Source organism: Paraglaciecola aquimarina, assembly GCF_032464635.1.
GTDB classification, from domain to species: domain Bacteria; phylum Pseudomonadota; class Gammaproteobacteria; order Enterobacterales; family Alteromonadaceae; genus Paraglaciecola; species Paraglaciecola aquimarina.
Genome location: NZ_JAWDIO010000002.1, coordinates 3,267,553 through 3,289,928 on the forward strand (window position 1 = coordinate 3,267,553; position 22,376 = coordinate 3,289,928).

The window sequence follows — 22,376 nt, forward strand, 5'->3', positions numbered from 1 at the left end:
ACAATACATTACAAAATAGTCAGTAAGCGTAGTTTGGGGCCATGTCATTTTAAACAGAGCAAGCCAGTTAAGCATTTTTTATTTAAGCAATTAAGTAAAAATTTGTGATAGGCAAGCACAATTAAATAATGCAAAGTACCTCTATCACAAGGAATATCACCATTAGTCTATTGGTGTAGTAAGGCTTCGTAAATTCAATGATAGATAGGAATAAACCGACCATAGTCTTGGCACTCCCTTGGGAGCTATACAACAAAGGGGGCGTTAACACCGTTGTTAAAGGCTTAATTGGCCAATTAATGTTAAACGACTCACCTTATAACGTTATTCTACATATCAATAATTGGCAAAAACACACTGCTGATGATTATGCTAAAGGATATAAAGTTCTGAGAATTCCGACGACAGATTTAAGCTGTTGTGATTCTTTTAGCAACAAAATTAAGTGCCTATTACTACACCTACCGCTGATGTATCTGAAATGGTTTTGGGCGATTAAAAAATATAACATTCAGGCGATTAACGTACACTTTCCCACAGCAAATAGTCTAGGCCTGATTACCATTTGTAAGTTAAGTCGGGTTAAGTCAATTTTTAGTTTTCACGGTGCCGATATCACCCAATTTCACCACGCAGTGCATGCTAATAAAATCCAACGCTTTGCACACCAAGTAGACAATTTAGTCGTCAGCTCATTATTTGTTAAACAACGCTTAGTAAAAATAAACAGTGCATATTCAGCGAAATTAGCTGTCATACCCAACGGCATTGACACTCACGCTGTAGCCGCTACAACCAAGGTCAGCACACATAATGTTAGTCGAGATAATCTTGCCAGTCCGCCCTATTTAATTAACATCGCCACTTTTGAAAACAAGAAAGGTCAAGATCTCATCATTAGAGCATTTCATTTGTTGTGTAAAAACAACCAACACAAAGATCTCCAACTATTGCTGGTAGGGCGAAAAACTGAGTACTTACAGACACTTAAGGCGCTCACCCTAGAACTAGAAATAACAGATAGAGTTATTTTTCATACCGACTTAAAGCACCGCCAGGCAATGGCGCTATTAAGCAAAGCCCAAGCATTTTTATTGCCTTCTAGAGATGAACCTTTCGGTGTGGTGCTACTAGAAGCGGGCGTGTTAAACATCCCCGTGATTGCTCACTCGACAGGCGGCGTGAAAGAAATTATTCAGTCCGATTACAACGGTATATTGCTGCTCGAAAATACTGTCCAGCAATGGTCCCAAACGCTTAATAACTTCTTCCTAGACAAGTACGATACGAACACATTTGTGAAGAACTTTGCTACCACCATAGAGAAAAACTATACCAATAACACGGTGCTCGCCGCTTACTTAAAGCTGTTGCAGTACTAACTGACCTGAGTTCTGGATAAGCCGAATCTCTCGATAACGCTCTTTTTGAGTCGAGCGGCGTTGGATTGTTAAGCGATAACACGTTATGACGTACAACTCCCGCCTTGCCATACAAAAAATATTGAATTATGTTGATAGTGTTTAGCTTAAACGATACGTCTTATCCAGAATTCAAGTTACCTATTTAATAGTTCACTTCTACACCCTTCCAACTCCGTACAGTTTTTAAGAATATGCAGTTCGATCTGCCAAGAATAGAAAGAAGTTATAACTAAAACTTTTTCAATGTAAACGCAGAGTTTGACTTGGCTTATTAGTTAGTAGAAACTGTTTAGACGGCTAAACGTCCAAATAAATAGTTTAAGGTAAAATTTAATGCAGGCTCAAGAATCAGAATTACGAACACGGTATAACGATAGTCACCGTGGGGTTTACTTTATTGGTACTACTCCACCCAAAAGTGATACGCCTGCAGATAAAGTTGAGACTATTGCTAACAAATTATTAGAGCGCGTCAGTGATATTGATTTTGATGGACTCATTGTCTATGACATTCAAGATGAAGGCTCACGTATCAGTAAACCACGTCCTTTCCCGTTCAAGTCTACCCATGATCCAAGATGGTATTCATCTTTGCTAAACGAAAAGTCAAAGCGTCCTGTCATCACTTACAAGAGCGTTATTCAATCAGACAAAATGGCGTTTAATGATTGGGCCGAAGAAGCTTGGCAAAAATACAATGTTAAAGATGTCGTATTGGTCGGTAGCCCGTCGAAAGACATCAAAGCAACCCTCCCTTTGAGTCAGGCATACCAAACGCTAGTAGAAAGTCCCCATAACTTTTTTATTGGTGGCGTTACCATTGCTGAGCGCCATGCCAGCAAAGGCAATGAGCACGAAAGGTTAATTGAAAAGCACAAACAGGGTTGCAACTTCTTTATTTCGCAAGCCATTTATGACCCACAAGCCACCATAGATTTATTGACACGGTATGCTATTGAATGCCAAAAACAAAATTTAAAGCCACAGCGGATCATTTTAACCTTCTCACCTTGCGGCAGTGAAAAAACCTTAGAATTTATAGACTGGTTAGGCGTAAGTGTGCCAGAAGCCACAAGCTTACGTATATTAAACGCCGAGCAACCTTTGTATGAATCAATTCGGATTTGTAGCAACGGGTTGCAGCAAATTTTGGACGCAGTTATTCCCTATGACTTACCTCTAGGTTTGAATATAGAAAGCTTAACAAACCGAAAAGAAGAAATAGACGGTTCAATATTACTGTATAAATTATTGCGTTCAAAAATGGACTTTTACTTAGCCAAACAAGAGTTAAAGAATTTGTCTACTTAGCCTGAGTGCTGGATAAGAAGTATCGTTTAAGCTAAAAAATATCAGCATCATTCAATGATTTAATATTTTTTGGCTAAATAACCAAGTGGGCAGACTAACCAAAGTTAAATAAAGTAGCGCCCTGTCCTTCGCACCATAATGGGTATTTAGCCATAACCTTGTTGAACATCGCACTTTGCAGATATTGATTGAGCCACCGTTTCAAATGAGGATACTGAGCCTGCAAATACCATTGGCGTTGTACTTTTGCGAACTGCCGAATAAAGGGTAGTAGCGCAATATCGGCCATACTTTCTCGCTCATCGATTAAATAATCATGTTGACTTAGTCGTTGCTCCAAATCTTGTACATAAACTTCACAAGCTTCTCGACAAGCTTGTAAATTAGTTTCGTGATAACGTTTAGCGCACTTGTATGCTTCTAAACAGCCCTTAAATTCTTGGTCGAACCGGTTAATTAGCTTCATCATGTCATCACAAGTTTGAGCGCCTTTGCTTGTTATAGAATGATACTCATTAACTGATGGCGTGGTACGTAACAATTGACTTGGATCGTTTTCACCTAGGGCCCACAACATAATATCTAGGCTTTCATCCACAACCTTAGTATCCAAACCATAACGCAATACTAAAATCGGTACTGTACCTTTAGGTGACGTTTCGAGCATAGCAAGAGGTTTATTCTTTAATACCAACTCACGTAATTCGACCACTTGTTTAGATTTGTAAATGGCCATGCGCGCTCGCATTGCATATGGACAGTTTCGCAAAGAATACAATATAGGTAATGTCATGAAAGCCTACTGACCTTAGTAAATTAGAAATTGAGGTTATCCCCAAGAGGGATTGATTTTAGCGGTATTCAATCGCGAATTATACGGGTAAAATCCCCTGCTCTATTACATCCTAATCTAAAACGATTACAGCTCAACCCAATTGGCAAAACCTAAAAAATGAATCCTAAAATAGAATTGTTAGCACCATAGGTGGTGATGTTGACGCAATAAAAGCGGCGATTATAGCGGGTGCTGATGCGGTATACTGTGGCTTAGACCAGTTTAACGCACGAAACCGAGCGGCTAATATTTCCTTTGAACAACTATTAGGGGTGATTCGTTTAGCCCATGCTTACCAATGCCAAATATTTCTAACCTTAAATATTGTTATATTAGAGCGTGAGTTTACGTCCTTAACTGCGCTGCTTAGCAAGCTGGTCAATACCAGCTTAGATGGTGTAATAGTGCAAGATATAGGTATGTTCTATATCTTGAAAAAATATTTTCCTACGCTAGATATTCATGCGTCGACACAGTTAACGACACACAACGTAGGGCAAATCCCATTCCTAAAAAAACTAGGGGCTTCGCGCGCTAACTTGTCCAGAGAACTTAGCCTTAGGGAAATCACTGCCATCACCGCCGTTGGCCGTCAACATCAGGTATTAACCGAAGTATTTGTTCATGGTTCACTGTGTGTGGCGTTTTCGGGTCTATGTTATTCAACCTCGGCCAGTGTTGGTAATTCGGGTAATCGAGGGCGGTGCAGCCAAGCCTGCCGAGAAGAATATGAAACAACACCCTCTGGCAATAATTTTCCGTTAAATATAAAAGACAATTCCGCGTTTTTTGATTTACCCAAGTTAATCGACGCAGGCGTACATTCATTTAAAGTGGAAGGTAGAATTAAAAGCGCCAGTTATGTCTATACCGTGATTGATAGCTTTAGAAAACAAATAGACGGTGTGCTTAGAACAGGTCAATCCACCGAGGATGGCGAACGTTTGTATAAAGTGTTTAATCGCGGATTTTCGAATGCATTCTTACGAGGCGATTTAAATCAATCGATGTTTACCGAAAGTGCTCGGGATAACTCCAAACAGCACGCGATTGAAGCCAGTAATGCTATTTCAGTGGTGCAAATTCAGACAACTGTGCAAAAACTGAATGTAGAAAAAGCACAAATGTCTGCATCAGTCGCCGACAAAGTTAAGCAACTTATTATCAATAAACCTACCCTTCACTTAACGTTTTCAGGGGCGGTGGGTGAACCTCTAGTCTTAACCGTAAACCGCACAGAAAGGCTGTCATTGCTGACCCCAGAATCAAGTAGCACATTTACCGTTAAATCAACCGACCTACTAAGATTCAATGCCAAAAGTCCGTTAGATCATGGTGCAATACAAAAACGCTTTAAAAGCATAAATAACGCGGCATTTACATTAAGTATGATTAACACAACCCCGTTGGCAGACAACGTCAGCCTTTCTTTTAAGGCGCTCACATTACTCAGAAATGAAATGTTAAGCCAGCTAAATCAAGGCCAAAAAGTCATACCAGAAGTACGCTTACCTGCATTGGAAAATTATCCTAAAGCGGCACCTAAAAAGACCAATGCGGTGGCGAATTTATCCTTACTAATCTGCGATGAAGCCGATCTGCCACTGACTGAGCTTACCGACGCAGACATCTATTTTAAGTTGCCAGATGCGTATAAGCGGGATTGCACCAAGTACATTGATTTTTTGCAACAAAACCCTCGACTTATTCCTTGGTTTGGCTCTGTATTAATTGGTAAGGACTTTGATGTCGCGCAAAATATATTGCAACAAGTCAAACCCAAACGAATTGTCACCAATAATACAGGTATTGCAAATTGCGCATACGAGCTTGGTATAGAGTGGATTGCAGGCCCTTTCCTAAACACCACTAATTCCTACTCCTTGTTAGCCATGCAACAGGAATTTAATTGCAGCGGCGCTTTTATTTCTAATGAAATCAACAAACTGCAGATCAACAGCATCAAGCGTCCAAAGAACTTTAAAATGTTATACAGCATTTATCACCCAATTTTATTGATGGCTAGCAGGCAATGCTTTTTCCAACAAAGCGTCGGCTGCGAAAAACCTAGGATAGACAATGGTTGTATGCTGTCATGCGACAAATCCACTAGTATTACCAATTTAAAAGGTGATTCATTTGCGATTGACAAACAAAAAGCCGGATATCCGAGTATTTACAATCAGGACCAATTTTTAAATACAGAAATCATTGGTGAGCTAGCTGATATGTTCGATGAGTTTATGATTGATTCAACTAACATTGGTAGTGGCGACAAACAAACGCCAGACAAGGCACAACTCATCACCCAGTTTGAACAACTACTCAGTGGAAATGTAGTAAACGACATCCACCTCAGCTCAGAAATTAACAGTCGTTTAAAAGTGATGGTCCCAGAGCAAACCAACAACCAATATCACAATGGCTTATGACACTATGTTGAATGCTATGATTAAGGGTTATGCCTAGTGATTGACATAATTATTCTAGCCATAGCGCTGAGTATGGATGCATTTGCTGTGGCCATTGGCTTGGGTGCGAAGCATCCTAGTAAAACGAGAACGTTAGCCTTTTTAGCTGCGCTTTACTTTGGTTTATTTCAAGGTGTAATGCCGTTAATTGGCTACCTGGGCGGAAAGAGTTTAGCTGTTTGGGTGGATGATTACGCCGCCATTATTGCTTTCGTGATATTAGTATTTATTGGCGCGAAAATGCTGTACGAGTCTTATTGTTCTGAGCAGGAGCAGGACTTTTCAGCAATCACCCAGAAAATGCTATTGTTGCTGGCTATAGCCACTAGCATTGATGCTATGGCCGCGGGCTTCTCTTTGACCTTACTTGAAATTAACCCGTTTTTAGCTTGTATAATCATTGGGGTAGTAACCGCAATATTTAGTTGGATTGGTGTCATAGTTGGCGCAAGAAGTGGTAGCTGGCTAAAAGACAAAGCAGCCATATTGGGGGGGACTGTATTGATACTGATTGGTTTTAAATTGCTGTTATTCTGAACCTAGCCAAGGACTCGAGCCAATGTTTATAGCGAGAAACGTAGTGATAAATCCAGATGTTGCATTAAAATTCAAAGCATACCCACAAAATATTCAAGCACCACTATTCGCCGTGAGAAGTCTAATATTCGAAGTGGCAGAACAACACAAGCTGGGTGACATTAGCGAAAACCTTAAATGGGGACAAGCCAGCTATTCTGCTAAAAAAGGCAGCCCCATCAGATTAGGCTGGGATCAGCAAACACCTCAGTACATATCAGTATTTTTTCATTGCCAAACTAAACTAGTCGCAACCTTTAAGGAAATATTCCACAGTTCGTTCAAATTTGTCGGCAATAGGCAACTGTTAATTTCTACTACCGAAACCCTCCCAACAAGTCAACTCACTGCTTGTATTTCCATGGCCTTACGCTATCACTCAATTAAACACCTACCGTTACTAGGAGCCTAACATTTAACTTACCTGAACTTGGGTAATGCGTGTCGTTTCAAATTGAATTTTACTAACAATTTAAACACATAAGATAGGCCCCAGTCATGCTTGGGTTACGCTGTTTGCGGCTAATTAACAACCGCTTGTTTTAAGGGTATAGGTTGGGGCTTGAGTAGCCCGAGCCGAAGCATAACGGATCTGACAATTTGCCGGATCAGGAGCATTAGTTACGCGAACGTCAATCGCGCCTAACTGCCCAGAACAATTGCCACCAACCCAAGTAAAGCTATCATCTGTATCTACTGCCTTAGCAATACCGTTTGGATGAGGACAAGGGTATCCACAGCGTAAAGTTATTGAATCGTTACCAACGTCAACGGTGGGGTCCGCAGCGCAATCAGTCTTATTTTGAATAATTGCCTTAACGTTGACTAGCTTAGACGCTGCACGCATCGAGCCCTCTAAAGATTCTAAGGTTGCGATTCGTGCATCAGCACTAATATCAATAAACTTGGGAAAAGCAACCACCGCCAATATACCCAAAATAACGATAACAATAATGAGCTCAATAAGCGTAAATCCCGATTGAGTGTGGTTTTCTAGCGTTTTATTCATTTTCGCTTTCAATGGCAAAAGTTGTAGTTGTCAATGCCATTACTTTATAACAGTTCGTAGCACAATTGTAGGGCCAATAACTTTGCTTGATCCCCCTTACGGCAACATCATTGGATATAATGGCATTGGTATAAGGTTGGCGCCGCACTCTACAATCAATTTGTGTATTTACTGGTAAATCACTTCTGTAGCCATGATCATCACCGCTGAGAAATAGATATCTTGGCAAAGAATGCAGTATATATTCACCGTCTACACCACTTTTAAATATGCTGCTTAACAAACTTATGGATTGCCTGTAGTGCTTTCATTCTATTCTTGGCTTTACTTAAGTGATGATCACCTTTTTCCAACTGAATAAAGGTCACGTTCTTGTCCTCACCTTCCATTTCATCAGCCATATTTTCTGATTGTTCTATTGGTACGACTTTGTCGTACTGACCATGAATTAATAACACGGGTGCCTTGATATTTTTCACATAATTGATAGGCGAAATCTTTTCTAAGTGATCTTCTTTAACATTACCTTCGGCTATCACATCTTGCCAATAAGCGACTACCCAGTGATTTCTACCATAGGTATCTTTCTCTTCTTGTAACATCTCTTCAACGTCTGATACACCATTGACCGAAACCACACACTGATATAAATTTGGGGTAAATACCGCACCTACAAGTGCCGCGTAACCTCCATAACTACTGCCCACTATGCACACACGGTCTTTATTGATTTTTCCCGACTCTGACAAATTAAGTACTGCATCAGTTAAGTCATCTTGCATTTTACGCCCCCACTCGCCTCTGCCCGCTAGCAAATGGTTTCGACCAAATCCAGACGAGCCTCTAAACTGCGGTTGAATAACAAGATAGCCTTGGCTGGCAAAATACTGCGCCATGTAATTGAATGACATTCTGTCATAGGACTCTGGTCCTCCATGGGGCATTAAGATAGCCGGTAGGTTAGCGCCTTCTTTTCCTGCAGGAATAGTGAGTAAAGTAGGAATTTTCATACCATCTCTGGCGTTAAACTCGTATACTTTTACAGGGTTAACACTAGTACGGGGAATACTAGGCCTCTGTCCAGCCAGAAATTGTAACGAGCCTTTTGCATACATCAGATAGTCGCCAGAACTTTCTTCTCCGTCCATATAGAAAATAATCTTTTCCCCAATCTGGACTGTAATCGGTAATAGTGAAGGAATTATTCGGCATTGCCTTTTTGATCCCGCGCATTCTGGCGTTTAATTTTTTATCAAAAAACTCATAAGTAGGGGTAAACCCTGAATATCTGACCCCGTGTACCACCCGTTGGATATCAGTCAGTACCACCTCTACGTCCTTGTTTTTATGACTAAATACTGGACCTTTGACCGCTCCATCAACCAAAGAGAGAGTATAATATGCCCATCTTCCGGTCTGCTCATTAGTGGCCAGCATCACTAACTGTTTTTTATCGGGGGTAATTCCACTAAATGACTTAGTGGGATACTCGGTCTCTTCTCTAAACACCACTTCCCAATTACCGCTTAGTTTGGACTCTATGGTGTGACGATTAAATTTATTACTAAATCGCTCGCGGGCAATAACATTGCCTTCGCCATCTAGGAAGAAATCGATAACGTCAGATTTACCTCTGTCGATTGCCTTTGGACGAAATTTCTTATCTAGTCGGACCCTATACAGGTTATAGTTAGTTTCGTCAGCATAGGCTGGCATATATGCAAACTTTTTGTCCGGTGATATTCCTAAAATCCTACCAAGTTGAGATTGGCCTTTGTAAATACCTTTTCCTTGGATCAACAACTGATGCATTTTTTTAGTGTCTACTTTATAGGCAAATGCCGCACTGATCTCATGCTTCCCACTGTAGCCTCGTATTGTACGGGTCTCTGAGGCGACAAAAATTAATGTATTGTCATCAACGAAATACATATTGTTTGGCTTTACTGAAGCGACATTGACAGCGGCAAGTAACTTGCCTTTTAGTATGTCGGTTATCACCACTAAGTCACGACTGTTAGAAGTATCTCGGTAAGCAATACTGTTACCACTGGGAGAAATCACCAACAAACTTTTTTCTGGTAACTTACCATAAGCTTCAAGGGGAACATCTGCAGATAGTGACGAGAACGACAAAATCGAACAATATAGGGAAATTAATAAAATGCGCATATGTATTCCTTTGCGGTGCTCCATAAATCTATTTGTAGCAGCGAATACAAAATTACACAATAAATTTACAAAACGCCAATAAAATACTGGTGAACATTAATTGAAATAGCCAGCTGGATAAAAAACACTCAATTATTGAGTGTTATTTTTGTGCATTAAATCAATAAGGTAAATCACATTTCATGCTAAGCATTTTTACCTTACAATAAACTACTGGCCCTCATATCGGTACGTTTTAAAATTCTTAATGTCTTCAATATTATCTAAGTGCAGCCAATTAGCATGGCTGTTTATTCCCCCTCTCTGCTTATTTTTAGTATTAGGCTTAAGTGCTGATTATTACCATTAGGAAATGACCAAGTGGCTTACAGCCTTGCCTTGGTTAAATTACGTAACCTTATTGATTGCAGCTGGGATAGCGTTACAGTTTGGCCGTAGCAGATTAGTCTATTGTTGCATTTTACTCGCGTTGTTTTTACCAGCAATTAACCAGTATTTATCAGCTTATCCATTGTATTTCGAGGTTAGACAGTACTTTTTGTTACTAGCAATTAGCTGGTTAATGCTTGGCAGAGATCGCGGGTTTTCACGGATTAATATTCTGTTTAGCGCGATAACATGGTTAGTCATTGCGCTTATATCTTGGCTAATTTCGACGCAGTTAGTTGACCGTGCCGTCCCCTTATTAGCGCCCTTGCAGCAACCCTTAGCGAGCTTGATCCCGCAAATAGGTAGTCAAATTTCGGTATTTGAATATCTGTTTTTTTGCCTATTGGCATTAATCGGTTTTGGCCGGTTTATGTATAAGTGTGACAACAATCATAATGCTCTGTTTATTACCCTTTTACTCATTGTGCCTTTGCAACTAACCAATGACGCAGTATGGATGCAACTCATCCTACTATGCTTAACTGCGTTGTATTGTTACGCAGTAATTAAAGACAGTTTTACGATGGCCTTCAAAGACGAGTTAACCACCATTCCGTCTCGTCGAGCGTTAATGCAATACGTACAAACTTTAGGCCGAAAATACACTGTGGTGATGTCTGACATCGATCACTTCAAAAAATTTAATGACACCTATGGTCACGATGTAGGTGATGAAGTATTGAAACTTGTCGCAAGTAAACTTTATAAGGTGACGGGGAGGTAAAGCATTTCGCTTTGGCGGCGAAGAATTTGTAATCATATTTCCCCGAAAAAATACCCAAGAGGTGGTACCTTACGTCGAGCTGGTCAGGCAAACAATTGCCAACTATGACATTGCATTAAGAGCGAAGCCCAGACCACCTAAGCCCACAAAGGGTTCATCTAAAAAGCCCAGTAGAGAGCGTGTTGTCAAAGTGACCACAAGCTTCGGTATCGCTCAGCGCACTAAGACTGCAACAGACTTTTCTCAAGTCATGAAACAGGCAGACTTGGCGTTATACGCCGCCAAAAAGGCGGGGCGAAATTGTGTGAAAATAGCCCAACAACCATAGATAGCGATTTCTAGAACATGACCTCTAAATTATCAGCTTCGACCACCAGCAAGACCTTACTCATATTAGGTTACGTATGGCCAGAACCTAATTCTTCAGCCGCTGGCGGCCACATGATGAGCCTAATCCAATTTTTCTTAGGGCTAGGTTATGACATTACCTATGCGAGTCCAGCGCAACAAGGCGAACACAAGTTTGACTTGCAAAAACTAGGTGTGACCGAAATATCAGTCAAGTTAAATTGTGGCAGTTTTGATACCTTTGTCACACAACTTTCGCCGGATTTGGTTCTGTTCGATCGTTTTATGTTAGAAGAACAGTTTGGCTGGCGAGTCAGCAAGCACTGCCCTAATGCCATCAAGATACTAGATACCGAAGATCTGCATTCATTGCGTCATGCTCGCCAGTTAGCCAGTAAACAAAAACGTAGCATAAGTGCAGACGATCTCAATCAAGATTTAGCCAAACGAGAGATAGCAGCGATATTTAGATGTGATCTAACCTTAGTCATTTCTGAGTACGAAATGGCCTTACTACAGCAACACTTTGCCGTGCCTGCGCATATTTTATGCCATTGTCCGTTCATGCTAGATCTCGAGCAACATAGCCCTTCGTCAAATGGTTTTGCTCAAAGGCAGCACTTCATTAGTATAGGGAACTTTAGACACGAGCCCAATTGGGACGCTGTGCTATGCCTAAAACAAACTATATGGCCACTTATTCGCAAACAATTACCTAAAGCTGAATTGCATATTTACGGTGCCTACCCACCACCTAAAGCAACTCAACTGCACAATGTTAAACAAGGATTTTTAGTTAAGGGCTGGGCTGTAGATGCCAAACAGGTGATGCAACAGGCTAGAGTTTGTTTAGCACCCTTAAGGTTCGGTGCGGGTTTAAAAGGAAAACTAGCTGAAGCTATGTGGTGCGGTACACCAAACGTAACAACAACAGTTGGTGCTGAGGGAATGACGATGGGACAACTGTGGGGGGGCTATGTGAGCGAGTTTGATACAAGTGTAGACCTTGACTCCTTCGCCCAAGAGTTTGCAACCCTAGCCGTTAATCTATATTCAAATGCTACAATATGGCATGAGTTGCAAATGCTAGGCTATCAACTCATTCAGGCTAATTTCGACAAACGCAAAATTCAACCAAGGTTGGCAGAGCAGTTAACGACGTTACAACATAATTTACCCCAACATCGAAGCAAAAACTTTATTGGCCAAATGCTGCAACATCATCATTTAAAAAGCACGCAGTACATGTCTCAGTGGATCGAAGCCAAAAACAAACATACTTGACTAACGTAGCAATTAATTGCTGTAAGTTAAGGGCGTGCAGGTGTACCTTGCTGCCAAACTGACCAATTATTAACAATATGATCAACCACAGTCGAACCTACTAATACTATGTTCTCAACGGTTTCCTCAAATCCACCGGCAGTTTCTCCAGGAGCGGGATCTAAATGGTCTAAGGTGGATTCATTTGGATGGCCTTGATCAAAATTTACCGCCCCTCTTAAACTCAATATTCTGTTGGTACCATATAACCTATCGATCACCATAGGTAATTGCCGCAGCCTCCATTTCTGTTATTACGTAGTCATCTGCATGATATAGCTCCGTAATATATTGCGCCTCTGCAGACAGCCCGGGACCGTGAAAAAACGTATCTCCGGTCATATGAGTACCTTGGGTAATAGTGGGGGCTCGCCTAGCATTTTTATCAGGATAACGGGTTCTGTATGCTTGCGCGCTAGGAGAATCTTTCAATTTAACCGCCTGACTTAAGGCTAGCGCCCACTGTAGCAAGTTCTGATCAAGCTTATATCGTCTTATAGTTTCATACCCACTTCGAGGCATAAAAGTTGGCTCACCAGCTATTGCTTCATCGGGTTTCCAACGGTGTCCAAGGTCATAATCAACTAACCACGTCCCCCAGCTAACATCAGCAATAGTGCCTTTCGAAGGTGGTGTGCCCCCTACTCCACTTAACATAAAATAGCTTTGTGATAAGTCAAATGCTGGGTGTAAAAGGATAGCTTGCATTGATGCCGAAGAGGCTACTTTGCCCATGCCAAGTACCGAACCACATATGCCTTTATCGTTACAGAATACCGGCCCAGCAGCTCCTTTTACCTGGATCGGCACCGCACCATCAAAATATTTTAAATACCAATGCTGAAATTCTCCGGCTTTATCACCTTTGTTTTCGCCGATTTCAAACATCCCAGCAATAAACACTTTTACTTTTAGTTGCTGATTATTTTCTGCTGCGACTGCATTAGCCACAATGCTTAGGAAAAGGCAAAGCTGCAAAGCATTCTTATCATAAATGTTAACTCCTAAAATGAAGGCTATTTAAATCGTTCCGTAGCTTGTTGTAACAAGCTTTTAAATTTGTTTGGATCAAAAGTAAGCGGCAGTTGCACCAACTTGTCTCCTTCAGCATTTAGTACCAGCAAAGTTGGAAAACCACTAACATCAAACTGTTGCATAAAGGCTTCGCCTTCTTCAGAGTCATATTCTATTCGTGTAAACACATAAGATTGGTTGATGACATCTTTTACGTCAGGCTGACTTAATACCTGATTATCTAGCTTGCGGCAGCTAGGGCACCAAATAGCAGACATATCAGCTAACACTAAACGGTTTGAGGACTTGGCAGTGTCAATCGCCTCAGACAAGGTTAAATCGCCTAACCCGGTATTGTCATACGCCGAACTTCCCAAATAGCTTTGTACTAAACGATTAACGCCTAGCACAATAAGTGCCAATACTAGAATTTTAGCGACATTCACCCAAAGTTTGCGTTTAGAATTCGCCACATCATTTTTATTAGCTTGCATAATCTTACCTTCTTATGAAAATTGCGCTTAAAAACGCACTATTGACTACGAACCGATAGAGACCGGCCGTCACCGTCTTTCTTTGCAAAACAGCATTATTTTCTCAACCACCGCTGTAAGGCCATTGCCTCTGGATTCGCTTAGATGACGGGCTAAACCTAAGGTCGCTAAGTATTTTGAAATATCAAAGGCTAAAACAAACTCTCTATTTTGCCCATTAAGGACTTCGAAAATCACAGCTAACAAGCCTCTTACTATTTTACTCGGCGAATCGCCGCTTACATTGAGCTGCTGATTGTGCCATTCGCATTTGATCCACACTTGGCTTTCACAACCTAACACTTCAGTACTGGGCAATTTATCTGCTTCAGTTAAACGTGCTAAGCCCTTACCTGCTAACATTAACTGCCGAAAGGAGTTGTCCCAGCCTTTTGCCGATTTAATGGATAAGGCGATAGCTCCCAACGGGCCGTCTTCATTGACTACGTTATGTAGATGACTGGGTTTGTGACGCACATCAGGCTCGACGACTTGTTGGCTTAAGGTCGCAATTGAATCTCGTAAAGCGATATCGAATAGAGCAAGCTCTTGCTCGTTGTTGTAACAAGACAAAGATACTCTGAGCACACCATCTATTGCCAATTCATTAAATAAAGGCATTGCACAATGATGACCGACTCTTAACGCAATATTGTGGCTATCTAGTAGCAGGGCTAAGTCGTAGACATTAACCCCCTTAACTGTAAAGGACTGCAAACTGATGCTATTGGCCTTATCCCCCCAAAGCGTGACTTCTGGTATGTTTTCTAGCAGTTGCAGCAGTTGTAAATAAAGTGTTTGTTCGAGCGCCATAATCTCATGCATATTGGATTCAATAAATTTTATTGCCTCAGCCAAGCCCAGAACCCCCGCTATATTAGGCGTACCCGCTTCAAATTTTAGTGGACTAGGTTGAAACGTTGCAGCTTGCTTAAAGCTGACTGTTTTAACCATTTCACCGCCCAATCTATAAGGCGGTAGCGCCTCTAACAAAGGCAGCTTGCCATACAACACGCCTATACCGGTAGGGCCGTATATTTTATGTCCACTGAATACATAAAAATCACAATCTAGCGCCACTACGTCTACGGGCATGTGCGCAACAGCTTGGGTACCATCAATGACCGAAATCGCGCCATGCGCCTTGGCTCGTTGAATAATCGCTTGAACTGGATTGATATTACCTAAGGCATTTGACACATGGCCTATGGCGACTATTGCTGTATGTTTGGAAATAAGTTGCAAAGCATCGTGTAATTTAAGCACCCCATTGGCATCAACGGGCATCACCTTAATGACTAAATTATATTGTCTTGCTAATTCCTGCCAAGGGACAATATTAGAGTGATGTTCAGTCGCCGCTATTAGGATTTCAGTCCCCCTAGCATCTAACAGTGACGACCTTCCCAAACACTGTGCCAATAAATTTAAACTATCGGTAGCACCTTGAGTCCAAATAACCTCGCGTTGGTTTTTAGCGTTAATAAATTGCTGCACGACTCGACGAGCTTGCTCGAATTGCTCGGTAACGTGTTGCGCCACTTTATGGCTAGAACGATGAACATTACTAGTATTGGACTGATAATAGTCTTGGGTGGTATGGATCACCGACGCTAGTTTTAAACTAGTAGCGGCACTGTCAAAGTAAATATATTGTTCAGGCTGACGGTCGACTAAGATGGGAAACAAATGTCTAAAAGTAGTAGCGCTCATATTTTATGCCTTTAAGCACTTAATTAACTCCACTAAGCGCATGATTTTTATATTAGATAATTGTCGATAATCAAAATAAGGACAAACCACTAATTTGTTTTGTTGATCGATAGCAAATTCCTTGTCTAGCCAATGTAAAGATGACGCTAACTGCAGTGAATTAGCATAGGTTTTCCCCATTACAACATGAATATCTTGCTTTGTTTTGGTAGTTGGAGAGGCGTCTAAAATAGGGTCAGAGAACAATAACGCGGTATTGGAACCTACTTGCAACAAAACTTGGTCACGATACATTTGCCATGATTGACATTGACTAACATGGGTTAACTGTGTGTCACATAGTGCAAATAGTAACTTACTATAAACATTAAATACTTTACGCCACCCGTTACCGCAAGCTTGGCCAATAGCGTGAATTTCACCTCGACCTAAAGCTTGCACTGTCGTTAGATTACTAAACTGCTGAAAATTGGGTTGATTAGCAATGTACACCTTGAACTGGGCATCGACCTCGCCCAATCCATACAATTTAGACACTAGTCTTCAAGCGCCTTCAAATCATCTTCAATACATTCAAGCATTTCCGCGCCTGATAAAATAATCCCTTCTTCGTCGTCGCCCAATGGGAAAACCAACACCAAAGTATTATTTTTTGTCATACCCGGTAGCCAGACGTCTAGCCATTCAACAAACTCAATTTGTTTAGGTTCGCAATCTGGATAATCTTCTTTTACCCACGCTTCGGCAAACTCTTTATGTGGCCAAATAGGCATACAAGTATCTTCATCTGCCTTTAACATTACCCAGCCGTCCTTACCATACAATCCCCACAAGTATTGGGCTTTCAACATGTTAGATATGGCGTATTCAAACCTTTGTTCAGGCAACATTTTACTTAAATCTAAAAAATCTTTTGCTGATACATAACTCATACTCGATCCCTAAAGGTCTAAAATTAATCGTTTCCGTTTTAAAAGCGCATTTTATTACCTACGCCACAATAAAGCACATGCTTTTTGCTTTAATCATATACCAATCGATCATTGCGCCTCAAACCTCATCACAAACAGCATTTCTTAGGCCGTCAGTGTCAAAATGACTACGCTATACCATCTGCTGTAAAGAGGTTCGACGTGTGCAATACTCTTCAAATAGAATTGAATAAACTAGATGATCAACATAGTGATCGTACAACCATTCACACTGCCTAAATCTACCTTCGTAAACAAAGCCTAAACGCTTCGCAATCGCTTCACTTTTCGTGTTGCCCTGCGCACATTTTATCTCAATTTTATGCAGTGCTAGGTCGCTAAAACCATAGTCTAGTAACTTGACTACCACTTGGCTAATAATCCCCCTTCCCCTATGATTTTTTGCTAACCAGTAACCTAATGACGCAAATTTATTCTGAAAATCAAAGGTATTAAACCCCGCTAACCCTACTAATTCATGTTGATAAAAAATCGCAAAGTTAGACGCTTCAGAATGACAATGTTGATAGATTGCCGTTTCTATAAACGTTTGGGTTTGTGACAAATTAGTCACCAAGTCTAACCACGGTAACCACTGTTTTAAGTCGCTACGATTAGCCTCTAACAAGGAAAATAGCTGACTATCATCACTAGGCAGCAATAAACGGATAGTAATATCGGCAGAAACTGAAATTTTCATGTTTTACTCAGAAACAACAAAGGATTAGAATGGCACCGATACAAGTTTGTATCCTTATCTGCGGTAACCACTTTGACAACTTATAATTCTGTATTAAGACTTAGAACAAAACAACTACTTCTCTCAACACGACAGTTTAAGGCTAGAGGATACAAGGTTAAACGCTGTGAGATTTGTTTGATCCCAAAATCAGAGTGTATTTGCTCCCAACGCCCAATCATTCAAAGTGACTGCGCATTCTGTTTATTGATGTACAAGGACGAGTATTATAAACCTAGCAATACGGGTCGAGTGATTGCCGATGTAATCCCAGATAATCACGCTTTTGTTTGGCATAGAGTGACGCCTGATCCTGAATTGCTCGCGTTATTAAAACACCCCGACTACGCGCCAATTGTCGTGTTCCCTCATGAGTACGCGTTAGCAGAACAATGTATCGATAGCCCACTGCAGATACCGGCAGTTCAACAAGGGAAAAGCCCTTGTTTATCATGCTTGATGGTACGTGGCGAGAAGCTAAGAAAATGTTCAAAAGTCCTAGTTTAGCGGGCATACCTGTACTGGGAATACAACCTCAAAGCAGTTCAAATTATAGACTTAGAGAAGCAGCTCAAGAGCATCAACTTTGTACCGCCGAAGTGGCAATTGAAATATTAAAACTAGCTGAAGACCACACCGCCGCTGAAGCGCTGGCAACATATTTTGCTATATTTCGGGAGGCATACATAGTGGGTAAACCCCATCTTAAGTAACATAAGACGAATCTACCCAAAATGGTGTGACTACAACTGGGTGGTCACCCAGTCGACTATGTCATGACTTAAATCCGTTAAACATTTGTGGGTCACGTCACAGACAGATAACCCATAAGTTCCCATATCCAAAATACTAGAATTGGCAGGTGATACCTGATTAAGGGTTAAAATAGCACAACTGTGCTCAGCTAACAGTGTACCTCCTTGTTCTTCATTTCTAATTAAACCAACCGTTACTTTCATACTAGGCAATGCATTCTTAGCCTTAGTGTTACCAAAGTTAAATCCCTTTTTGCCCAAATTGAGGTGATCAATTTCAATTGCGAGTATCGGTGCCGTTGACTGTGGAATCGAATCGCCAGTAGCCACGGTTTCTATTGTTAAGTTTTGTTTTGTACCTCGTGCTACGATGTCTTTCACTAAAACTTTATCTACATCGCACGGAAATTCTTTTTGCTGATAATTGTAGCCCTCAACGTTAAACCCTAAATCTCGGTTCAAGTACAAAGAGGTTGAATCGGTACTAGCGCCAGTAGATCCCGTCATAAATATTAGGGCTGTCGCCCCAATTAAATGTGAATATTTCATAACCTTCTCCCAATAAAAATGGCTAATTTTTTAGCAAATATAGGCCACTTGTATAATTTTAGTTAATCACTTATGTGAGTAACAACAAAATCAATGAAAGCTCTCACTTTTGACGACATATGGCGTTTACTTGGGTACACCAAAAAGACATCAATTTGTGACTTTTGATAAGTAGGAAACAACTCAACCAATCTACCGCTTTCAATTTCACCATGCAAGTTAAAGCGTGGTAAACGAGTAATACCTTTACCTGCCAAACACAAAGCCAACTTCATCTCTGAATTATTAGTTAGCACATGGCTCTCAACATTTACCACTGAAGTTTGCCCACTGCTATCTATAAACTGCCATAAATTAGGTTGTTTAACGTTGGCATAACTAATGGTTTTATGCTCAATTAACTCAAGTGGCTTGGTAGGCATGCCATATTCAGCAATATAAGCAGGTGAGGCAATCACCAAGGCTTCTGAACTCATCAAACGTCGGCTAATAAGACTGGAACTTTCTAGTTTATGGGACGCTCTGATGGCTAAATCATATCCTTGTGCAACTAGGTCAACCTTTCTATCGTTTAATTCCAATTCGATCTTAACTTTTGGGTAGGCGCCCATAAAGTCAGCCAATAATGGTTGCAACCTAGATAAACCAAAACTCACAGGACAGCTAATTTTAAGGGTACCCGCTGGCTCTTGTTGTTGACCTAATAACGTGGCATGAGCCAATTGAGCATTTTCTACTATTTGTAAGCATTGTTGGAAATAGTGTTTTCCTGCGGGTGTTAGGCTCAGTTTCCGGGTTGTACGATTCAACAAACGTACACCTACCCTTTCTTCTAATTTATTTATTTCTTTACTGATATACGAAGTGGAATGCCCGCTAGCCAACGCAGTTTTAGTAAAACTACCATGATTAATAAGTGCCACAAAAATGGCCATACCATCGAATAAATTCGAATTAACAGTGCTAATAACGCTCATATATTTACCGAGTGACAAGTGATGCTACAAAGTTACATTACACGCCATATGGAAACAATCATTATTCATTTACCTCGTTAATTAAAATAATTACATGACTTACAATGAGGCAACTTATTAAGGAGTCGTACTATGAAACTTTTAGCTTTTGCAGCCACTAACAGCAGTCAGTCCATTAACAAAGCACTTGTCACCTATGCCGCGCAATTAATTGATGTGGACGTAGAGGTACTCGATCTTAACGACTATGAAATGCCTATTTATAGCTCTGATAGGGAAAATGAATCAGGGATCCCTCAATTAGCCAAAGATCTGTTTGAAAAAATTGGCAATGCAGATGCGTTAGCCATTTCATTCGCTGAACATAATGGCTCATATACAGCCGCATTTAAGAATGTATTTGATTGGATATCACGTTTTGAAAGGAGCCTATATCAAAATAAACCAATGGTGCTATTAGCCGCATCACCAGAGCCTGGCGGGGCAAAAAATGTGTTAGCCGCCGCAGTCGCTTCCACTCCACACTTTGCAGGCGAAGTTAAAGCTAGCCTGTCTATTGCAAACTTTTATGATAATTTTGATATGGAAAACGGTGAACTGACTGATCTAGCAATTAAACAAGAATTACAAAAAGTGATGAAAAGCCTAAAGGCAGAATAGGGCAGATTATTACGCTTTACTGAAAAGTACACTTCCTGCTTCTGTTTTATCCTGTCCAATCAGTTGATGTAACTCAGCTTTGGTGCTAGGTGGTGTTATTTGCTCTGTTATACAGATTAAATTTGCATCCAACAAAGAAAACTCAATAATTTCACTCATGGTCTTGAACCAAGTTGATTATCAACTGATTTTCTAATGTAACCCTGTACTGAAATAGATGGGTCTAAAAGTTTCGTTATTTCGAGGAAGTGTTTATCAACATGGTGGTCAGGCTGCCCTCCATCCCATTTCATGTCAGGTTTAACTTTTGAATAATCAGCTTTATCCTGACCACTTTTACTGATTGTTCTTTCGAAAAACGCGTCCGCAGGATGAAAGTTTGATGGGAATTCTAAAGTATTAATGATGTGGTCAACCTTTTTAAGACACCCCAGTTAAGCAGCTTTTTTTAGTTTTACCATTTCTTGCTCGTATTGATTTGGGCTTTGATATCCAAGATACGAATGCAGTCGATAGCTGTTGTAGAACATCGAGATGTAATTCAAGATGTCCTGTTGGGCTTCATATCGAGTCTGGTAGTTTCGCCAATGTACCCGTTCATTCTTCAAGCTACCGAAGAAGCTTTCAACAACGGCATTATCCCAGCAATCACCTTTTTTACTCATACTGCCAATTAGGCCATGTGCATTCAGTAATTTCCGGTATTCATGACTGGCATATTGCGAGCCACGGTCGGTATGAACAATTAATCCACTTTTTGGTTTGCGCTGCCAAATTGCCATTCTCAACGCATCCACAACCAGCTTAGCTTTCATTCGTGAACTCATGCTCCAGCCAACGACTTTACGTGAATACAAGTCAATCACAACCGCCAAATATAACCAGCCTTCACGGGTCCATACGTAGGTAATATCTGCCGCATAAGCTTCGTCTGGCTGACTCACATCAAATTCACGATTGAGTATGTTTTCGAACAACGGTTTGTTGTGATTACTATCCCTGATGACCTTATACTTCTTACGATATTTCACCCACACACCCGCTTCACGCATTAGTTTTCGCGTCTTTTGTCGACTCACTGGATAACCCAAGCAGTTCAATGCATGCTTCATTCTGCGACTGCCGTAAACATTCTCAGCCGCTTTCGCTATCCGTTTAACCCAATCAATCATATCGTCGTGAGTTGGATCCGTTTGCTCGATAATTTGTTTTGCGTAGCGGTAATAACCACTTCGTTTCACCCCTAATAATCGGCACATAGTGCCAACAGGATAGGTCTTCTTCTTTTGGGCAATAAACCTGTACTTTACTTGGTTTCCTTGGCGAAAAAGACCGTCGCTTCCTTTAAAATGTTTTTTTCCATTTCAAGCTGACGAACCTTGGCTTTTAGTTTTCGGATCTCGTCTTGCTCTGGTGTTAGCTTGCCATTGCCGCGAAACGCTTGTCCATCATTGTCTTGTTCGTACTCTTTTATCCAGCGCGTTATCAGGTTGGGGTTAACTTCCAAGCTTCTTCCTGCTTCAGCTCGGGTGTACTGTTGATCTAACACCAGGCTGATCGCATCTAACTTAAATTCTTTTGAATATTTCTTTCTAGTAGTCACTACATACTCCAGTTTTGAGAATTATCTCTTAACTGGACTGTCCGAATCAATTAGACCACTTCATAATTATCCATGGTCTTGTATATAAACGAGTTAAAACCACACACTGTAGATAAACACATTAATATTTAGAGATGTAAGAACAATGATTTTAAGTGGATGACTCACAATAAAAGAAATGGATTCCGGCTTTAAAGACTACCGGAATGACTTAGAGGAAAGGCGACAAAGGGGGATAAT

General features: G+C 40.8%; 25 protein-coding genes and 1 pseudogene. 11 read left to right on the top strand and 15 right to left on the bottom strand.

From position 1 onward, the window contains the following. Window positions 1–197 precede the first annotated feature (197 nt). On the top strand, window positions 198–1,382 hold the full coding sequence (locus tag RS130_RS16175) for a glycosyltransferase family 4 protein (RefSeq protein WP_316026780.1): 1,185 nt from the start codon (window positions 198–200) through the stop codon (window positions 1,380–1,382). Between the two features lie 375 nt (window positions 1,383–1,757). Then, window positions 1,758–2,735, top strand: coding sequence for a methylenetetrahydrofolate reductase (locus RS130_RS16180; RefSeq protein WP_316026781.1), 978 nt, complete (start codon window positions 1,758–1,760; stop codon window positions 2,733–2,735). A 94-nt stretch (window positions 2,736–2,829) separates the two neighbouring features. Here the strand turns inward: RS130_RS16180 and RS130_RS16185 are convergent, their stop codons facing one another. Further along, window positions 2,830–3,528, bottom strand: coding sequence for a glutathione S-transferase (locus tag RS130_RS16185; protein ID WP_316026782.1), 699 nt, complete (start codon window positions 3,526–3,528; stop codon window positions 2,830–2,832). A gap of 159 nt (window positions 3,529–3,687) precedes the next feature. Here RS130_RS16185 and RS130_RS16190 point away from each other — a divergent pair. The 3 genes and pseudogenes from RS130_RS16190 (at window position 3,688) to RS130_RS16200 (ending at window position 7,029) form a co-directional block, all read left to right on the top strand. After that, window positions 3,688–6,002: pseudogene (locus RS130_RS16190) on the top strand (peptidase U32 family protein). A gap of 36 nt (window positions 6,003–6,038) precedes the next feature. Next, entirely contained in the window at window positions 6,039–6,578 is a 540-nt protein-coding gene (locus RS130_RS16195; RefSeq protein WP_316026783.1) for a manganese efflux pump MntP, read from the top strand. A 22-nt stretch (window positions 6,579–6,600) separates the two neighbouring features. Further along, a complete protein-coding gene (locus RS130_RS16200; RefSeq protein WP_316026784.1) occupies window positions 6,601–7,029 on the top strand; it encodes a DUF1801 domain-containing protein in 429 nt (142 codons plus the stop codon). A gap of 114 nt (window positions 7,030–7,143) precedes the next feature. Here RS130_RS16200 and RS130_RS16205 read toward each other — a convergent pair whose 3' ends face one another. From RS130_RS16205 to RS130_RS16215, 3 genes are all read right to left on the bottom strand, one after another. Further along, entirely contained in the window at window positions 7,144–7,626 is a 483-nt protein-coding gene (locus RS130_RS16205) for a prepilin-type N-terminal cleavage/methylation domain-containing protein (protein ID WP_316026785.1), read from the bottom strand. A gap of 263 nt (window positions 7,627–7,889) precedes the next feature. Beyond that, the gene (locus tag RS130_RS16210) at window positions 7,890–8,741 is read right to left on the bottom strand and encodes an alpha/beta hydrolase family protein (protein WP_316026786.1); all 852 of its coding nucleotides are present in this window, start codon (window positions 8,739–8,741) and stop codon (window positions 7,890–7,892) included. Then, window positions 8,695–9,798 (bottom strand): hypothetical protein, encoded by a 1,104-nt coding sequence (locus RS130_RS16215; protein WP_316026787.1) that lies wholly within the window; start codon window positions 9,796–9,798, stop codon window positions 8,695–8,697. Before RS130_RS16215 ends, RS130_RS16210 begins: the two co-directional genes overlap by 47 nt. 352 nt (window positions 9,799–10,150) lie before the next feature. Between RS130_RS16215 and RS130_RS16220 the strand changes: the two genes are divergently transcribed. The 3 genes from RS130_RS16220 (at window position 10,151) to RS130_RS16230 (ending at window position 12,583) form a co-directional block, all read left to right on the top strand. After that, the gene (locus tag RS130_RS16220) at window positions 10,151–10,951 is read left to right on the top strand and encodes a GGDEF domain-containing protein (RefSeq protein WP_316026788.1); all 801 of its coding nucleotides are present in this window, start codon (window positions 10,151–10,153) and stop codon (window positions 10,949–10,951) included. 190 nt (window positions 10,952–11,141) lie between these two features. Next, entirely contained in the window at window positions 11,142–11,279 is a 138-nt protein-coding gene (locus RS130_RS16225) for a GGDEF domain-containing protein (protein WP_316026789.1), read from the top strand. A 17-nt stretch (window positions 11,280–11,296) separates the two neighbouring features. Continuing rightward, the gene (locus tag RS130_RS16230) at window positions 11,297–12,583 is read left to right on the top strand and encodes a glycosyltransferase family 4 protein (protein ID WP_316026790.1); all 1,287 of its coding nucleotides are present in this window, start codon (window positions 11,297–11,299) and stop codon (window positions 12,581–12,583) included. A 26-nt stretch (window positions 12,584–12,609) separates the two neighbouring features. Here RS130_RS16230 and RS130_RS16235 read toward each other — a convergent pair whose 3' ends face one another. The 7 genes from RS130_RS16235 to RS130_RS16265 form a co-directional block, all read right to left on the bottom strand. After that, window positions 12,610–12,846, bottom strand: a complete 237-nt coding sequence (locus RS130_RS16235) for a nucleoside phosphorylase-I family protein (protein ID WP_316026791.1) — start codon at window positions 12,844–12,846, stop codon at window positions 12,610–12,612. Next, complete coding sequence (locus RS130_RS16240) at window positions 12,833–13,573, bottom strand: phosphorylase family protein (RefSeq protein WP_316026792.1); 741 nt, start codon at window positions 13,571–13,573, stop codon at window positions 12,833–12,835. Before RS130_RS16240 ends, RS130_RS16235 begins: the two co-directional genes overlap by 14 nt. A 65-nt stretch (window positions 13,574–13,638) precedes the next feature. Then, window positions 13,639–14,130 carry a thioredoxin fold domain-containing protein gene (locus tag RS130_RS16245; protein ID WP_316026793.1) on the bottom strand — a complete coding sequence of 164 codons (492 nt, stop codon included), beginning with the start codon at window positions 14,128–14,130 and terminating at the stop codon, window positions 13,639–13,641. Between the two features lie 69 nt (window positions 14,131–14,199). Next, on the bottom strand, window positions 14,200–15,882 hold the full coding sequence (locus RS130_RS16250; RefSeq protein WP_316026794.1) for an aminotransferase class V-fold PLP-dependent enzyme: 1,683 nt from the start codon (window positions 15,880–15,882) through the stop codon (window positions 14,200–14,202). Window positions 15,883–15,885: 3 nt separating this feature from the next. Next, complete coding sequence (locus RS130_RS16255; RefSeq protein WP_316026795.1) at window positions 15,886–16,419, bottom strand: DUF6942 family protein; 534 nt, start codon at window positions 16,417–16,419, stop codon at window positions 15,886–15,888. After that, a complete protein-coding gene (locus tag RS130_RS16260) occupies window positions 16,419–16,814 on the bottom strand; it encodes a DUF2750 domain-containing protein (RefSeq protein WP_316026796.1) in 396 nt (131 codons plus the stop codon). The genes RS130_RS16255 and RS130_RS16260 overlap by 1 nt, the downstream gene beginning before the upstream one ends. Window positions 16,815–16,986: 172 nt before the next feature. Next, window positions 16,987–17,553: a GNAT family N-acetyltransferase gene (locus RS130_RS16265; RefSeq protein WP_316026797.1), complete on the bottom strand. Its 567-nt coding sequence runs from the start codon at window positions 17,551–17,553 to the stop codon at window positions 16,987–16,989. A gap of 177 nt (window positions 17,554–17,730) precedes the next feature. Here RS130_RS16265 and RS130_RS16270 point away from each other — a divergent pair, with 177 nt between their 5' ends. Next, window positions 17,731–18,099 carry a DTW domain-containing protein gene (locus RS130_RS16270; RefSeq protein ID WP_316026798.1) on the top strand — a complete coding sequence of 123 codons (369 nt, stop codon included), beginning with the start codon at window positions 17,731–17,733 and terminating at the stop codon, window positions 18,097–18,099. Further along, window positions 18,078–18,305 carry a DTW domain-containing protein gene (locus RS130_RS16275; RefSeq protein ID WP_346433338.1) on the top strand — a complete coding sequence of 76 codons (228 nt, stop codon included), beginning with the start codon at window positions 18,078–18,080 and terminating at the stop codon, window positions 18,303–18,305. The genes RS130_RS16270 and RS130_RS16275 overlap by 22 nt, the downstream gene beginning before the upstream one ends. A 30-nt stretch (window positions 18,306–18,335) precedes the next feature. Here RS130_RS16275 and RS130_RS16280 read toward each other — a convergent pair whose 3' ends face one another. Together RS130_RS16280 and RS130_RS16285 are read right to left on the bottom strand one after the other, a co-directional pair. After that, window positions 18,336–18,896 (bottom strand): hypothetical protein, encoded by a 561-nt coding sequence (locus RS130_RS16280; RefSeq protein WP_316026800.1) that lies wholly within the window; start codon window positions 18,894–18,896, stop codon window positions 18,336–18,338. Window positions 18,897–18,958: 62 nt separating this feature from the next. Further along, complete coding sequence (locus tag RS130_RS16285; RefSeq protein ID WP_316026801.1) at window positions 18,959–19,873, bottom strand: LysR family transcriptional regulator; 915 nt, start codon at window positions 19,871–19,873, stop codon at window positions 18,959–18,961. Window positions 19,874–20,005: 132 nt separating this feature from the next. On the opposite strand from RS130_RS16285, the gene RS130_RS16290 reads away from it, so the two are divergent. Beyond that, entirely contained in the window at window positions 20,006–20,533 is a 528-nt protein-coding gene (locus RS130_RS16290) for an NADPH-dependent FMN reductase (RefSeq protein WP_316026802.1), read from the top strand. 9 nt (window positions 20,534–20,542) lie between these two features. Here RS130_RS16290 and RS130_RS16295 read toward each other — a convergent pair whose 3' ends face one another. Both RS130_RS16295 and RS130_RS16300 read right to left on the bottom strand, forming a co-directional pair. After that, window positions 20,543–20,692, bottom strand: coding sequence for a hypothetical protein (locus tag RS130_RS16295; RefSeq protein WP_316026803.1), 150 nt, complete (start codon window positions 20,690–20,692; stop codon window positions 20,543–20,545). A gap of 275 nt (window positions 20,693–20,967) precedes the next feature. Beyond that, window positions 20,968–22,136, bottom strand: a protein-coding gene (locus RS130_RS16300) for an IS3 family transposase (protein ID WP_316026804.1) whose coding sequence is annotated in 2 segments (ribosomal slippage) — window positions 20,968–21,893 and window positions 21,893–22,136 — 1,170 coding nt in all. Because the reading frame shifts where the segments join, the coding sequence is not laid out codon by codon here. Window positions 22,137–22,376: the final 240 nt, after the last annotated feature.